Raw genomic sequence first — 14,953 nt, forward strand, 5'->3', positions numbered from 1 at the left:
AAAAAGCATCAGAGATGATATAAATCCTATTTCTATCCACTACTTTCCAAATGATGTAGCTCAAATACATTTTGATACTGGTGAGATACAAGCTGCTTCTTGCCTAAATTGTTTTGACATACCCTGCATGAAATTTAAAGAATATGAAGTGAGCCCTTTAAACTTTCAAGGGTATCCGGCAGATACTGATTTAAATGTATGTGCAACTGGAGCTATATTCTTTAATGATCTTACTCATGCACCTGAAATCAACCCTGAATCTTGTATTACTTGTGGGGTATGTGCATCTAGATGTCCTATTGGAGCTATAAGCTTATCTGATACAAGAGCACATATAAATTTAATTCCAAATCCTGTCTTTATTCCTAATGCCACTTTATCTAGAAGTAAGAACCAACAGGATTTAAATAAATTTCAGGTGCTAGAACGTACAGGAACAATGTGTATTGAATCAGACCTTCTAGTTGAAAATTTCATTAGAAAATTAAAAAAATATGATGATAAATTACCAAATTTATTAGCGAGAAACCTTCTTATCGGGGCTGGCATAATTACTTCAATGAAACGAAAAGGTAATAACTCCATGAGAATGGACTTAATTCTTTCGTCAAATACTTTTCATTCCTTTGCAGAGGTTGAATTTGGACAAGAAGCCATTCTAGATGCACCTAGAGACATCTTAGATGGTCTGGCCGTTTTAATCTCAAGATATGGTTGGAATCAAGAAAATATATATCCTTTGATAATTTCAGATGTTTTACCAAATAAGCGTTCTGAATATTGGCATATTATTGAGGATATACATCAAGTACTTAATGTAAAAGTTGGAACCGTTACTATTTTTCTACTGATGCTAATAAATTGGAATAAAAAACAGATTGAACCTTTGATTTCAAATAACTATTTTTATTTTGATAAAAATAACTCTTCTTATAAAGAAGAAATCATTGAAAATATTTTAGGTAGACCATTAAATTTAGAAAATACTTCCTCCTCTCATATAGATATTTCAAAATAAAAAAGAAGCGACTATGTCGCTTCTTTTTCTTTAATTACTTTATCTATTCGTTCATTAGCTATAGCTATATATTCTGGGTTTAATTCAAAACCTAGATAATTCCTATTTTCTAGAACAGCAGCAACACATTCACTACCACTACCTGAGAATGGAATTACAACCAAATCATTTTCATTGGAGAAATGTTTAATAATTCTCCTAGAAATACTCAATGGTTTTTGAGTTGGATGATTAACCTTTTCATCTTTGAATCGTCTACCAGCTAATGTTGGGAAGTCCCAAATATCACCAACCATCCGACCTTCTGGATTTGGTTGCCAAACTTTTCCATTTTTTATGATCTTATGCTTTAACCTTTCCTGACTTTTATATGGTTCCCTAATATCATGATAAATATAATTATTTGATTTAGAAAACCATAATAATGGTTCATAGGTAGCATTCAATGATCGACGATAGCCAGCAAACCCATTTTCATAATGCCAGATAATCTGTCTTCTATACATAAATCCAAGTTCATACATTAAGCATTGAACCCAACACATATGATGATGAATACCATAAACAAAAATATTACCTTCATCAGATAAAATTCTTTTACATTCAACTAACCATTCACGGTTCCATTCTTTCCACTCATCTTTCTTTTCTGACTCTTTCCATATACCAAAGTCTTTATTCAAGTTATATGGAGGATCTGCAACTATTAGATTAATGGAACCATCAGGAATCTTACGCATTTCTTCGATGCAGTCACCTAAAATAATCTGTGAATCAATCATTTGGCAGACTTCTGTAGAATCAAAATATATTGATTATGAATATTAGGTACGAAAGCATATGGATAACCATAAGGGAAAATTCGTTTATGGCGTTGATAAAGAACAGTTAGCCCACGCATTTCTAAACCGTATTTTTCTAACTCTTTAGCCAAATCAGCATGGAACATGATGTACTTAGACTTGTCTCTAAAATCACTAACAATAATGCCCATATATTTCCCTTTTTTTAGGGTACGGCCACATTCATTAAATATAAGACCAAGCTCATCTAAGAAATCTTCATAAGAGTCCATATTTCCTAAATCACGAGGATCATCACCATAATCAGAAACTAAACCTTTTTCTATACGTTCCTGCTTAGCTTTATGATCTTGTTTTTTTAGAATTGACCAATATGGAGGACTAGTAACAACAAAATCAACACTTTCTGTTTCTATAGTTCTCAGAACTTCTCTACAATCACCTTCATGAATAGTAATTTCAGTATTATTAGAAAATAAATCATCAACTTCTGTATTCAAGCGTTCACGCGAAAGCTCCGCAAAGGTTGGATTAAGCTCAATACCTATACCACTTCGACCTTCTAAGACACATGCTTTTAATGTCGAACCAATACCTAAGAATGGATCTAATACTGTCTGACCACTTTTAGTAAAAAACCGAATTAATCTAGCAACATCGGTGAAAGAAAATGGAGCCGGATGTTGTCTTTCAATCTTCGTGTCAGGATGACCAGCACCTAAACCTTTTTGATTCCAAACAGATATAGTTTCAGGAATCCACTCTTTTGAAGTTAAGTCATTTAGTTTATTTCGTGGATCATACTTTCCATTACTAGGTTCAACTTCAGAATCTAAAGAATCCTGCTCTACCATTTCATTCATATATTACCTTGAATCATATTTTTTAACTTTAGGAGATCAGCTGAACGATAAAGTCTATAAGAGTTTATCGGATGTCTAACTGGCATAAGTTTACCTGCTTTATCCCAATTTCTAAGAGTAGACACAGACACATTCAGAAATTTTGCTGCTTCAGAAATAGTAAGAAATTCCTTATCAGCATTATTTACATTATCCATTATAGCACCAAACCCTACCAAACCATAGCAAAGATTATTAAAAGTTAAAAAACATTATGTAAGATTATCACTTTTTATATAAATTTATTACTTAAGTGTTTATCATCTTTGAATAATCAGATATTTTATTAAAATATCTGATTGTTTCAGTGCAGCTAAGAATGTATTCCAAAAGCATTCTTGGCTTTTTTTTATTTAACATAAATCTCTTATACAAAATTTAGATGTAAGCACAAAGTAAAATTGTCTTACTTTTTTGGGTCAATGTTTTATGTATCCACATGATATTTAATAATAAATTTGACAATATTTTGATTTTATATTAATATTCAACTTATCAAGTTAATCTGTTTAAGTGAAAGTGCTTCAAACTAAATCTTTCATACAGTACAAGAAGCCACCTTTTTAGGTGGTTTTTTGTTTTTAAAAATTAAAATGCGAATAGAATTTAACTGATTAGAATTAGGCTAATCATCTAAAAAATCTTGGATATCTTGCTGTGTGACGACCTTCTTAGTAGGAAGTTTTTCAATAGCATCATAGACACGCTTTATTGCTTCTTCATATGTAAGTGTTCCTGCATCAAGTTGCTCTAACAACAGCTTGGTTTCTGCATCGACTTTGTGACCACTGACAGCCATGAAACCGATGACTTTATCTGTCAAATTTTCACTCATAAACTTTTCCATCTTTTAAGCTGTAATGCTGTTTGTGCCCATGTTCTGCAACGTATTCGGCTTGTTTTTGCATGAAATCACGTTCTCGTTGCTCGGCTCTTGCGGTACTGTCTTGATCGGTTTGTGGCTCTTTACTCGACATACAGTTTAGGAAACCGACACCGCAGAGGACGACAAGAAAAAAAGCCAAACTTCTTTTGGTTTGCTTAGTCATTTGGTTTATCTCTACCATCAGGTGCGGTTTTCCTAAAGCCTGTGAATTTTAGGAATCTATTAGCAAGGCTGTCTTTGATTTTTTCCTCAATCACGCCACCGCTAAGTTTTGCACCTTCTGTATTTTTCTGTTTTAGGCTCTTGGTTACATGCCGTCTTTCGATTTCATATAGTGAAAGGATCTCATTTTCCTTTTGTACGATCTGCGACTCGTCCAAGCCTTCTCTATAGCTCTCGATTGCATCTTTCAGGTCGGCAAAAGAATGATATTTAAACTCAAAACGTGAGGCATTAAAGCCTGCCCTACTTGCCAATTCTTTGATTTTAAAAGCATTAGTTATCGGAAGTGGAGCAGTCTTAGCTTTACCATCTTTCGCTCGAACAGCTTTTGATTGCTTGATTGCTTTACCATTAAACCGCCATTCAATCTCACTGACGATCTTACCTACATCACTCGAAGTACCGCTAAATGCAGGCATGTGCTTTACTAAAAAAATTGCGTCACTAACACAGCCTGCAACTTCGGTTGGGGTCAGCTTAACCATGCGTCCAATTTCAGCCTTAGTCGGTGAGCTTGCCTTTTTGGCATCATCCGACAACTTCCTGTTTTCAATCTTCCGTTGATTTTCAATTTCAGATTTTTTCTGCGACTTCTTCGCCAAGATTGCTTGGTCAATTTTCAGTTCTGCTATGCGTTTCAGGTACTTGGCATAGTGTGGTGTGAGATGCCATGTCCAACGTACTGTTTTCAGATTTCTAGGCACTTCACCATTTTCAACTCTTTTAGCATCCAAAGCCGACTGCTTCTTCTTCTGTCGATCTGTGTACTCCGATCTGCGTAAAACAAGCTTCTTAATCTGATCTTTGGTGTAGATATAAAGCCTTTCATGCTCCCATTCAAGACAAGAAAAATCGTCAGGATTTTGATTGGATTTGGTGGTGAAAGCCTTTTTGATAAAGCCTTTTTGCCATTCCACAGCAATTTTCTTTCTATGTTCGGGCTTGAATTTATCAGAATCCACGATTTCAAGATCATCAACCAATTTTTTATATACATCGGCTTGGGAACGGACAGCGATAGGCAAAGTTACCAATAGATAAACCATGCACTTTTGCTTAGCCAAAAGGGTTTGATTCAACTGCACAACCATGTGCCCAGCACATGGATTTTCAGGTGAAGTCGTGGCTCTGCCAAGTGCCACGTTGTACTTCTTGATAAGAGAAGTCAAAGCACCTTCCGCTTTATCTAAATCAATCAGCATTTTCTTATAGTAAGTAGCTTTGCCAATAGACACACACTTGAGAATGCCAATCATGGCAATTTCATCTGATGTAGCGTAAAAAATCATGCCCCATTCCCTGTTCCTAAAATTCTGTAGTAGTAAAACTGTAGTAGTAAATCTTATAAAAGTGAATAGTCTTTTATGAATTTGAAGCTAAAGAAATAAAAGCTTTGCGTAGCAAAGCTTTTAGAAACAAACAGCTTTGCTGTTTGTCAAACGGAGCTTTGCTCCGTTTCGGGGGCAACGTATTCCGTAGTTAAGTCGTTCCTAAAATTAACGAAGGTAGACGTTGCCCCCGACGATTTTTTCACCTAAAGTAGTCATCAGATGACGCAATTCTTTAAAAACAAGTTTTCTTCTTTTTGAAAGATGGGTGCGCCCTAATCGTTTGACTTATCTCAAACAGGAGGGGCGACCAACCCTCCTGTTTCTCTTTGATCGGGAGGACTGACCATCCTCTTTCAATCACTTGTTAGCTTTCCTAGCAGTCGAAAATTTATTTTCGACTGCGTACTAATAGGAAGGTAGTTTTACCCACGCTCGGCGAAGCGGACTGCCATGCCAAATGGCTCGGTCACGCTACGCAGGGGGCGGATGGAGAGCTTGCTTGTTTGCAAAAATACGCATCTCTGCGTCCTCTACCCGTTCCTTTTAGGAAATTTTATTTTGCACAGCCGTCTATATGACAAGCTGTGTGGTTTTTGGGCGACCATGAATGCCAAATCGAAGAGGAGTCGAACCAAATCCGCTTTAGGATTTGTCTAGACGTTAGAACTCCTGTCTTGGGTAGGAATACCGCCCAAGATATGCCACTGAGGGGAGCATTACAGAGAAAGAAATTGGTTGGTGAGATGTGCATCAATTGATTTTGGGGAACTGTAGCAAATGGCTGAAATATATAATATTTCGAAGTTTGTGGTGCTTTCAGAAATGAAAGCATCGTGTAAATAGCTCAACCGAACAAGCTTCTGGCTTTTCGGTTAAAACCGAAAAGTGTGAAGCAAGTGGGAAAGTATGTAGGAGCTTTATCCTGACCTTTAAAGAAACCGACCTAATATTGGGGTTGGACACCTGTTAAGTAAGTTTGCGGAACGACGACTTACGTGTGACACGTCTGTAATGGACAAGGCTTTAAGGGTTATAGGAAGGCTGATAGCATTCGAGTAGTTTTGGAGATAAGTGGGGAAGATGGTGCAGGTTCATGCGATTGTAAGCATGTTCAGCTTGATTTTTAGAGCAACTGTTTTGGTTCATAGCCAATTCAACCATTGGGAGATTAGCCAATTAGGAGCGATTTCACGAATCGCATTAATCAGAGCGACAACGGGCTTTTGAAGTAACTTTTCAAGAGTAAACGGTCAAGTACAAAACGAAGTTTCTAAGTGACGTGAGTCAACCAATGTTGTTTATTGGTAATAATTCGACTTGTTAAAGAGTTCTGAGGACGAAAGGCTAAGCAGAGTAACCGTAAGGTTTTAATGTGGTCACAAGTAAAGAAGAGAACGAAATTTGATTTTGCTATGGGTGGTTTCTATAGTGATTCAGCAAAGTGGGTAAGGGTTTGGTCGCCCTTACTACAAACGATGTTGGATACAGAGTGGTTTCTGTAGATCGGTTTCAGTTGAGAGAAGTCAAAAGATTGATGCACTTAAGCATCACCCCGACAGGTTAAGTCGGAACGTCAGAACAGACGTTTAAATAAAACTAAGGTGTCGTCACCAATAATGGCGAAAGGTGTCTGTACCTTGCCCATTTTGGCTAAACAGATCAGGAGCAATTTCCTTAATTTGCAAGCTTTCAAAACGGCTTTTGATGTTTTGACGCAATTCTCAGCGATACGAGAACTATCCTACGATAGTGTATCCAATTAATTTTTATGTTTTTTTAACAAAATTGCTCGCATTTCAGTTTGGTCACTGAGTTTTTTTGCAGATGCAATCGAAGTTAAAGATTCATAAAAATTTAGTTATGGAGCTTCAAAACTCCAACTTAGTTTTAACTTATTGTTATAACTAAATTTTCAACTAGGTTATTTAATTTCTTAGCTGAAATTTCTTAATCTAGCGATTGATCTCCATCAAACGAGATTTATCACAATTTAAAAGGACTATCGCAATTTTGCGGTAGTCCTTTTATCTTTTAACAGCCATAGAATCGTACCATTTGCATTCTAAGCGACTTTTCTTAATCTATATACAAACAAATAAGCCACAACATTAAAAGTTGAAACTGACGCAAACTGTAAGCCTAGTTTCGATCTTTCGGTATATCTTGTTCACGATCTGCCATAAAATTTTCTAAACCTTTGGGATCACTATAAAGTTTAAAGAACTCTTCCCAAGTGTTTATTTGCTCTTGAGCTTCTTTGAAGAATCCATCCTTATCAAGTTTATAGCTTCTTGGAGGTTTATCTAAAATGCTCATCGAGAGAGAAACCAAATCTTCGTCTTTTCTATCTTTGCTCATGTCAAATCTCCTTTAACTGGTCTATAAACGATACAAAAGAAAAACAACAATATGATCTCATCTGCTCAAGCTCCCTGCCGTTCGTTCCTCACGGGTGGTGAGCTTGAGCAGATTTCGGTAATATTCACCCTACCTCCGCTAATTTAAAATTAGCAAAGGTATTTGAATATCACCTTTTAAAAACATCACGGTATGGAGCCGCTGTCGCCTTCAATCGGTACAAGACAAGATGCGTCATTATTGTCTCGCAGGGGAGTATTTATGGAGCTGATCTCCACCCTGCACACGCCTTTCTCCCCCATTGGCTTGCTATCTCGGCGAGGGAATTACCCAACATACCACTTAAACAATCGACCAACGTATTCCCTGCGTTCCCTCAATAGTGCAATACATCAGATTTGAGGGCGACTAGTGTATTACTACACATTATCGTCTTGTAATTCATGTACCTGCCGTCACTTATCCTCCTGCATACATGAATCGTTCTAAAGAAGCCGTGACAAACACGCACTTACAAACTTCCATAGTTACGCAGAACAAACGACATCGAACAAAAATTGGATTGAATTACTCAACCGCAATAATTTGTTGCTTATTTGATAGTCGACAGGATGCTAAATAACGAAGGCTTTTCAATTAACGGCTTGCAAAAATATTAAAAAAAGTCATAATATTAGTTAGGTACAAGCCTTTTGGTGAAATCTGCACGAGTTGGTAGCTCTGCTGATCTTCGTTAAATGATGCGTCAACATCAAATAACTGCGTACCGTCAAATATAGAAAAAACCGTCTCAATTAGCAATACTTGAGACGGTTTTTTTTTCTTTATTTATCACTATAAAACATTGACCGAAAAATACTTTCTTAATAACTTACGTAAGTTATGCAAGTTATTTAATTAAGTTTAAAGCTCTATTGAACTTAATAAAAAGTTTCTTATAATGTTAACTTAAATAAGTTACGTAAGTTGCATAAAAATGATTATTTTAGTTGGTGGTGAAAAAGGGGGATCAGGCAAAAGTTGTCTAGCCCAAAATCTTGCAGTTTATCTACAATCTAAAAAAAGAGATATTTTATTACTTGATGCCGATCCACAAGGCACTACAACTGATTGGATTAAAGAGCGTGATGAAAATAGTAAAGTCGAAAGTATTCCTTCTGTTCAAGCAGCAGGAAATATTCGCCAAATATTATTAGATCTTTCTAAACGTTATCAAGACATCATTATTGATGCAGGCGGTCAAGATTCTGAAGCACTACGCTCAGCAATGACAATTGCTTCTCACATGTTATTGCCATTTAGACCAAAAAGACGCGATTTAAAAACGTTAGTTCATGTTGAAAAATTGATTCGGTTAGCCAAGGCTGTGAACCCAGAACTTTATACTCGTGCAGTCATTACTCAATGTCCAACTTTACCAAGCCAATCTCAAAGAATTCTAGATGCTAAAGAGGCATGTGAATCTTTTGATTTGACTCCATTGAATAATTTCACATGCAATCGGAATATCTACGATGATGCTGATGAAAATGGATTATCGGTTTTTGAAATGTCATCTGATGAAAAAGCCAAACAAGAAATTGAACAAATTGCTAAAGAGTTTTTAGGAGATCTTTAATGGCACTTAAGGGCTTAAAAAAATCTGAGCAAGTTTCAAACGATGAAATCATAGAAAGCTTTATTCAAGGTGCGACTAAACGTGTCAAGAAGATAGAACCCTCACAGCAAAATTATAAAAGATATACCTTCTCTTTAACTGAAGATGTGAACCAGCAAATAGATACTCTTTTGGTAAATTGTAGGGTTGCTAAAGCGAACCGTTCTATCATCTTAAAAGCAGCTATTAGTCAATTAGAAAATCTATCTGCTGAAGAACTTCAAAAAGTTGTATTAGATCATACCAAATAAGTTACGTAACTTATTTAAGTTGCATAACTTATTTACAATTTTAAGTTTTTACTACACAAACTCGTGGAACATTGCTTAATAAGTAATCGTGGAACGTGAAGAATCCATAAAAAAGCCTAGTTTGACTAAACTAGGCTTTTTTATGGATTGCAAGTTACTGATTTAAAACAATTAACTCAACCTATTTCGTATAAAGTGTATTATATTAATTTTAGAGAAACTAATAAAAAAATAAAATTACATATGTTACCTATTGACTCATAATCAAAGCATATGCTTTCATATTAAAATAAATATAGGAGTCCACCATGCATATTATAGGTATTGAAAACCCTAGTCTCGATTTAATTGAAAAAGTTTGTATTAACGCTAGAAGTAATAATTTTACGACTATATCTGAGTATTTAACTTTTTTAGTTGAAAGAGATTGTGAAACAAATGAAAAGCCTAATGAAGATGAAATATTATTAATTATCGATAGCTTAATTCAACTTGCATTAAAAAATAGAAGACGATTGGATGCTTTTACAATGCAAGAGTTATATACGTTCTGCATAAAAAATGAAGAAGAATTTGATTATCCTAATTGGTCTAGTTTAGACAGAAGTGTAAGAATTGAGTTAGGTAAAAAATTCAAAGCTGCAATTTTAAAACATGCAGATAAAATTGAGCTAGGTGATGATTATATAAAACAAGATGGCACTAATATCAATAATTCAGCCCTCTATAAAGTTACGAGAGATCGGGTCGAATCAAGTCGCCCTTTTCGTACTCGCTTATAAAATATTTAAAAGTTCACCAGCAACTTTTCTTATCTAGTATAAAGGACCAATTTACATAATTGGCAGTTATACGAAATTTTAAAGCCTAGGCTATGGTCTAGGCTTTAAGGTTAAAAAAAACATAAAAATTGGTGTGATAGTCTCAATTTTTAAGCTTCGTATACCGTCTGTTATGTTGGTTTTAGAAAACTCAAATTAATAAAAAGGGGCTTACCTTATTATGAATACATATCAACATCGTGCCTTAAAAGCTATTTATACCAACAACCCTCACTATGTAGAGAATTTAGCAAAACAACATAGCTTAGATCCTGTGAAAGCTATTGGAATCTTAAACTTCGTGGTAGCGGACTTAAATAGATATTTAGATTTATCACAGAAGCAAAAATATTATTTTGAAAAAACTATTCTGCCTTTAGTAGAAAAAGTTAAGTGTCAGGGTATGGTAGAAGGTGTATGCCAAGGAAATGATTATATTAACGATGAAGATCTAGAAAATGCTTACAATCATGAAGATTTTGAATGCTCTGTATGTTCTGGAACGAGGGAACACTGGTTTTCAAACAATGAATAATTAAGCGCTTAAAAAAAAAGTATTCGACAGAATACTTTTTTTCATTTTTATATGTACTAACTAACAGTCTTCACAAGATTCTTTTGTTACACCTTCTTCATGAATAATAGTGTAGTTACCAGCACACTCATCACACAGCACTTTTGTTGGATAATTATCACGAGTTTTTTCTGAGCTTAAATCGCCTTCTACTACATACTTTCTATTCTGAACGGGCTTTTCTGAATATTTTTCATAAAGTGTATGATCTTTAAAAACACTATTATGATCTGTAAATTTACATTGAAGACACTTATAGTCTCCTGTCTTAGACCCCAAGTACATTTCTTCTTCTAAGTGCGTTGATAAACAATTTGGACAACTAGGCATATTACCCCCTACATATATTTTTCATGAAAATTACTATAGCCATCTTTATTCTAGAAACTCTTAAATGAAGCAATAGCTGTCGTTGTTAGTGAAGCCTTAATCTCATTTATCAAGCCCTTAGCTTCAACAAATTTTCTTTTATCTGGAGAAATTACATTTAATATATTTTCCATAGTTGATAATTTTTTAACTAAATAATCTATAGCTAAACTATCATCAGTGACACCATATGCCTTCCATATAGGTTCGTTATGGGAAATACGATTTCTGAAATCTCGAATACTTTTTAGATCATCTCTTACAATTTGTAGGAGTTCACTAGCATTCTTATCTTTTGGCCACCCTTTGAAAACCTTACTTAAATTTGCAGGCCAAATTAAGTTATTCCCAACAAATTCCCTATCTAAGAGCAACTCCCATACATAGAAAACTGTTGCTGAAATTACCTCTGGATCTTGTGGAATATACAACTCTAAATTATATCTTTCTTTCTTATCTCTAATGACAGTATTCCTTGCAGCCTTGAAGTAACCTCTGACATCACGAACAACCTCTGGTGCTTTATGATCAGGCGTCGCACTATAAGATGAATAATGGAGTTTGGAAATTTGCCACCAAGTATTCCCCATCTTAGTAGAAAAAGCATTATGCATAGAGTTTCTTAGAGAAACCTCAATGATCGTACTAAGTTTAAAAAATAATGAAGAGATATGAATATTCCAGAAATAAACACCTAATAGTTCATTTTCACTCTTAGTATCGAATACTTGTTCGTAGCTCTTTAATCTTTCTAATGAAATTAAATCTACAATTTTAGATAAATTTTGATCCATGTTAATCAATAAAAAACAATGTCTTAAACATCATGACATAGAAACTTGTGTTCTCCTATTATTTTGGGTATCATAGCAATTAGGTTGGTACATACATCCGATGGCATCTAATAGATGTGTATGAGTATGTATAAAGACCAAAAATTTCACCCCAGCTTAAGCTGGGGTTTTTAATTTCTATATCTTAAAAACAATTACATTTAACATAAAATTTCTTATGTGAAGCAACCTGAATGCAGCGGAGCCCCATTGGGGCGCGTTGAGATAAGCCTCTTTTAGATAACTTTAGCAACTCGATAAACAGTTGCAACTCCACAATTCACTGCTTTAGCAATTTCTTCCTTAGTCATATTGCCAACTGCTAGCAATTCTTTTATCCGTTTGTGCTTAGCCTCATTTGCCTTCTTGCCTGTTGGTTTGTAACCCGAACGTGTCAGGCCCTGCTTAATACGTTCTATACGTTTCTCATTGTCCAGACGAGCCATCGTTGCCAGAAGATCAATCAACATATTATTGATGAGTTCCAGGATTGAATGAGTAATGCTGTCACTGGTTTGAATCATTTGGTAGGTAGTAGGAAGATCTGCTACGACTAAACGAAGTCCCTTCTCCTGAATCCTGCGCTTCAGCTCTTGAAAATCTCGTTGGGTTAGGCGTGATAAGCGGTCAATACTTTCAACCAACAAGGTGTCACCTTGATTTGCTTCTGACAGTAGCTTATTCAATTCAGGTCGGTCTAACTTCGTACCACTATAGTTTTCCACGTACACAATGGTTTCGCCCAAATTCAAATTTTGGTTTAGATCCTGAAGAATCTGCAAAGCCCTTTCTGCATCTTGATCTTTAGTTGAAGCTCGTAGATAAATACGTGTATTCATTTCTATCATTTAGCCTTAATTCTATTAGATCAATGATAATACTATCATTTAATTATTGCATTAAGTTTAATGATAGATGCTTTATATTATTTGGCTCGCTATCATTCAGCTATACTCTTTTGATAAAAAAAGCATGACTAAAAGCCATGCCTTGGGAATTCGTATAACGCGTATTATGTTAATTTTAGATTTTCTTCATAATATCTAATAAAACAATAATCTTATAAAAATTATTTTTTCTTTTATGTATACAATTTAAGATACTAAAATTTAAATATTTATTAGTGGAATGATTTGATGCAACGTATACCTAATCCAGTATCAGATTTAACAATTTTTTTGAAAGTTTTTAGGGATATTTATCCATTATTGAAAAATAATTCAGTATTCGAGCTAGATCATATTACTAGTGCAATGATTGAAACTAATAATGTGACATCACAAGGTGCCATTGGTAAAGAAGCCCTAGCTAGATCAACTAGATCCGATCGAAGTAGAGATCCTTTATACAATCAGTCAAAAATGTATGCTGAACTATTTCGAACTCTAGGGTGGATACAATCAACTACTGCTAAATTAAAATTTACATTTTCATTATTAGGAATATATGTTGCTACTTCAAATATCTCTACAGCAATAAATCTCCTTAAAGAAAATTTATTAGGGATTTCTTATCCTAATGAAGTTTTAGATGTAAAAAGTGAACAAAATCTCCGCATTATAAGTGGCATTTTACTCACAATGAATGCTTTAAACTCTATCACCAGAGATGAAATGATTGTTGGGCCTATGAGCATATCAGATGACACTAACGCATCTGAGTTCCAACGGATGTTAATCAACTTAGAGCAATGTAGAGGAGAACCAAAAAAATTACAAAAATGGTTAAATTTCATTTCAGCAGAACGAAAAATCTCTCTTGTTACTATGGGGAATTATACAAGATTTCCTATAGCCGTATTACCATGGACAGGTTGGGGAATTAAAAATAGAAAAAGTGGAATTTTAATTACAGAAGAAGGAAGAAAAGAAGCCGCTAGAATATTAGACAGTCAGGACTATCGATTAGAACACTTTTATAATTTAAAAGATGAGTTGAAACCAGCATTCATAAGATGCAGTTTCTATAGCTTTTTAGAAAGGCATGGCTTTGATTTAAGTCCTATTTCGACTAGCTTGACAGCAGACATAGCGTTATTAAAAAAGAATGACATCAAGTATCAAACAATTCTTTTTTCACCTTTTCAGCAATTATCAAGAGAAACAATTAAAAAATGGGCTCCGGACCTAGTTGTAGAAATTAATAATATTGAAAGCAATACAGTTCGATTAGTAGATGAAAAAATATCAAAAATCTCAGAAAAATTTAATTTTCTTCTAGAACTTGTTGAAACTGATTATGAGGAACCAGCTATTACAGATAGCTTATACATAGAAATACAAGAGGCTATTGCTCAGACTAACTCCGCTGAAGAAGCTGCTCGTTTGTTATTTAATAAGTATAGTTCAGCAAACCAATATATATTTTATCCTCTCATAGCTAATTTATTAACAATCTTAGGATTTAAGTGTAATGCCTCTAGAGCAGGCCAAAATTATGAAAGAGCTGATGCGATGATCATCGATGATCACTTTTGCATTCCCATAGAAATCAAATCTCCAGGAGAAGAAACTGAAATTTCTGTGAAAGCAATTAGACAAGCTTTAGAAAACAAAATTATTTTGCTATCGAGAAAAAATTATCCCACTGATCGAGCGACTACATCTCTTGCTATCGGATTCAAGCCTCCTAATGATAGATCTGAAGTATACGAATTAGTAAAAAACATTAAGGCGGCATTTGACATAAATATTGGCGTAATCGACTTTTACTCCTTATTAATATTAGTTATTAGTTCAATTTCAACAGGTAAGAAAGTTAACCTGACTCAACTTAGTTCATTACAAGGAGTTATTCATGTCGATCCTTCTACAGGAAACTGATTCAGTACGCCAAGGAAAAAGCATCAGAGATGATATAAATCCTATTTCTATCCACTACTTTCCAAATGATGTAGCTCAAATACATTTTGATACTGGTGAGATACAA

Annotated in this window: 16 protein-coding genes; 6 read left to right on the forward strand and 10 right to left on the reverse strand. The window is 34.6% G+C overall.

The features are described from left to right. Positions 1–1,018, forward strand: a 1,018-nt coding sequence (locus GTU69_RS16190; RefSeq protein WP_166172024.1) for a 4Fe-4S binding protein, incomplete at its 5' end; no start/stop codon positions are given. A gap of 11 nt (positions 1,019–1,029) precedes the next feature. On the opposite strand, the gene GTU69_RS16195 is transcribed toward GTU69_RS16190, so the two are convergent. From GTU69_RS16195 to GTU69_RS16225, 7 genes are all read right to left on the reverse strand, one after another. After that, positions 1,030–1,800 carry a site-specific DNA-methyltransferase gene (locus tag GTU69_RS16195; RefSeq protein WP_166172026.1) on the reverse strand — a complete coding sequence of 257 codons (771 nt, stop codon included), beginning with the start codon at positions 1,798–1,800 and terminating at the stop codon, positions 1,030–1,032. Further along, positions 1,797–2,684, reverse strand: a complete 888-nt coding sequence (locus GTU69_RS16200; RefSeq protein WP_166172028.1) for a DNA methyltransferase — start codon at positions 2,682–2,684, stop codon at positions 1,797–1,799. Before GTU69_RS16200 ends, GTU69_RS16195 begins: the two co-directional genes overlap by 4 nt. Then, positions 2,681–2,881: a MerR family DNA-binding transcriptional regulator gene (locus GTU69_RS16205; RefSeq protein WP_166172030.1), complete on the reverse strand. Its 201-nt coding sequence runs from the start codon at positions 2,879–2,881 to the stop codon at positions 2,681–2,683. Before GTU69_RS16205 ends, GTU69_RS16200 begins: the two co-directional genes overlap by 4 nt. A gap of 467 nt (positions 2,882–3,348) precedes the next feature. Beyond that, positions 3,349–3,558: a hypothetical protein gene (locus GTU69_RS16210; RefSeq protein WP_166172032.1), complete on the reverse strand. Its 210-nt coding sequence runs from the start codon at positions 3,556–3,558 to the stop codon at positions 3,349–3,351. Further along, positions 3,551–3,772 (reverse strand): hypothetical protein, encoded by a 222-nt coding sequence (locus GTU69_RS16215; protein WP_166172034.1) that lies wholly within the window; start codon positions 3,770–3,772, stop codon positions 3,551–3,553. The genes GTU69_RS16210 and GTU69_RS16215 overlap by 8 nt, the downstream gene beginning before the upstream one ends. After that, positions 3,765–5,120 (reverse strand): hypothetical protein, encoded by a 1,356-nt coding sequence (locus tag GTU69_RS16220; protein WP_166172036.1) that lies wholly within the window; start codon positions 5,118–5,120, stop codon positions 3,765–3,767. Before GTU69_RS16220 ends, GTU69_RS16215 begins: the two co-directional genes overlap by 8 nt. Positions 5,121–7,301: 2,181 nt before the next feature. After that, positions 7,302–7,520: a hypothetical protein gene (locus GTU69_RS16225; RefSeq protein ID WP_166172038.1), complete on the reverse strand. Its 219-nt coding sequence runs from the start codon at positions 7,518–7,520 to the stop codon at positions 7,302–7,304. A gap of 976 nt (positions 7,521–8,496) precedes the next feature. Between GTU69_RS16225 and GTU69_RS16230 the strand changes: the two genes are divergently transcribed. From GTU69_RS16230 to GTU69_RS16245, 4 genes are all read left to right on the forward strand, one after another. Beyond that, on the forward strand, positions 8,497–9,138 hold the full coding sequence (locus tag GTU69_RS16230) for an AAA family ATPase (RefSeq protein ID WP_166172040.1): 642 nt from the start codon (positions 8,497–8,499) through the stop codon (positions 9,136–9,138). Continuing rightward, positions 9,138–9,428, forward strand: coding sequence for a hypothetical protein (locus tag GTU69_RS16235; RefSeq protein ID WP_166172042.1), 291 nt, complete (start codon positions 9,138–9,140; stop codon positions 9,426–9,428). Before GTU69_RS16230 ends, GTU69_RS16235 begins: the two co-directional genes overlap by 1 nt. Positions 9,429–9,736: 308 nt before the next feature. Next, positions 9,737–10,210, forward strand: a complete 474-nt coding sequence (locus tag GTU69_RS16240) for a hypothetical protein (RefSeq protein ID WP_166172044.1) — start codon at positions 9,737–9,739, stop codon at positions 10,208–10,210. Between the two features lie 220 nt (positions 10,211–10,430). Beyond that, positions 10,431–10,784, forward strand: coding sequence for a hypothetical protein (locus GTU69_RS16245; RefSeq protein WP_166172046.1), 354 nt, complete (start codon positions 10,431–10,433; stop codon positions 10,782–10,784). Positions 10,785–10,844: 60 nt separating this feature from the next. Here GTU69_RS16245 and GTU69_RS16250 read toward each other — a convergent pair whose 3' ends face one another. The 3 genes from GTU69_RS16250 to GTU69_RS16260 form a co-directional block, all read right to left on the reverse strand. After that, positions 10,845–11,153: a hypothetical protein gene (locus tag GTU69_RS16250; RefSeq protein WP_166172048.1), complete on the reverse strand. Its 309-nt coding sequence runs from the start codon at positions 11,151–11,153 to the stop codon at positions 10,845–10,847. A 50-nt stretch (positions 11,154–11,203) separates the two neighbouring features. Then, positions 11,204–11,986, reverse strand: coding sequence for an Abi family protein (locus GTU69_RS16255; RefSeq protein WP_166172050.1), 783 nt, complete (start codon positions 11,984–11,986; stop codon positions 11,204–11,206). Positions 11,987–12,261: 275 nt separating this feature from the next. After that, positions 12,262–12,873 (reverse strand): recombinase family protein, encoded by a 612-nt coding sequence (locus tag GTU69_RS16260; protein WP_104794708.1) that lies wholly within the window; start codon positions 12,871–12,873, stop codon positions 12,262–12,264. Between the two features lie 288 nt (positions 12,874–13,161). Between GTU69_RS16260 and GTU69_RS16265 the strand changes: the two genes are divergently transcribed. Continuing rightward, the gene (locus tag GTU69_RS16265; protein WP_166172052.1) at positions 13,162–14,847 is read left to right on the forward strand and encodes a hypothetical protein; all 1,686 of its coding nucleotides are present in this window, start codon (positions 13,162–13,164) and stop codon (positions 14,845–14,847) included. Positions 14,848–14,953 lie beyond the last annotated feature (106 nt).

It is taken from the genome of Acinetobacter sp. SA01 (assembly GCF_011319235.1).
In the GTDB taxonomy this organism is placed as follows: Bacteria; Pseudomonadota; Gammaproteobacteria; order Pseudomonadales; family Moraxellaceae; genus Acinetobacter.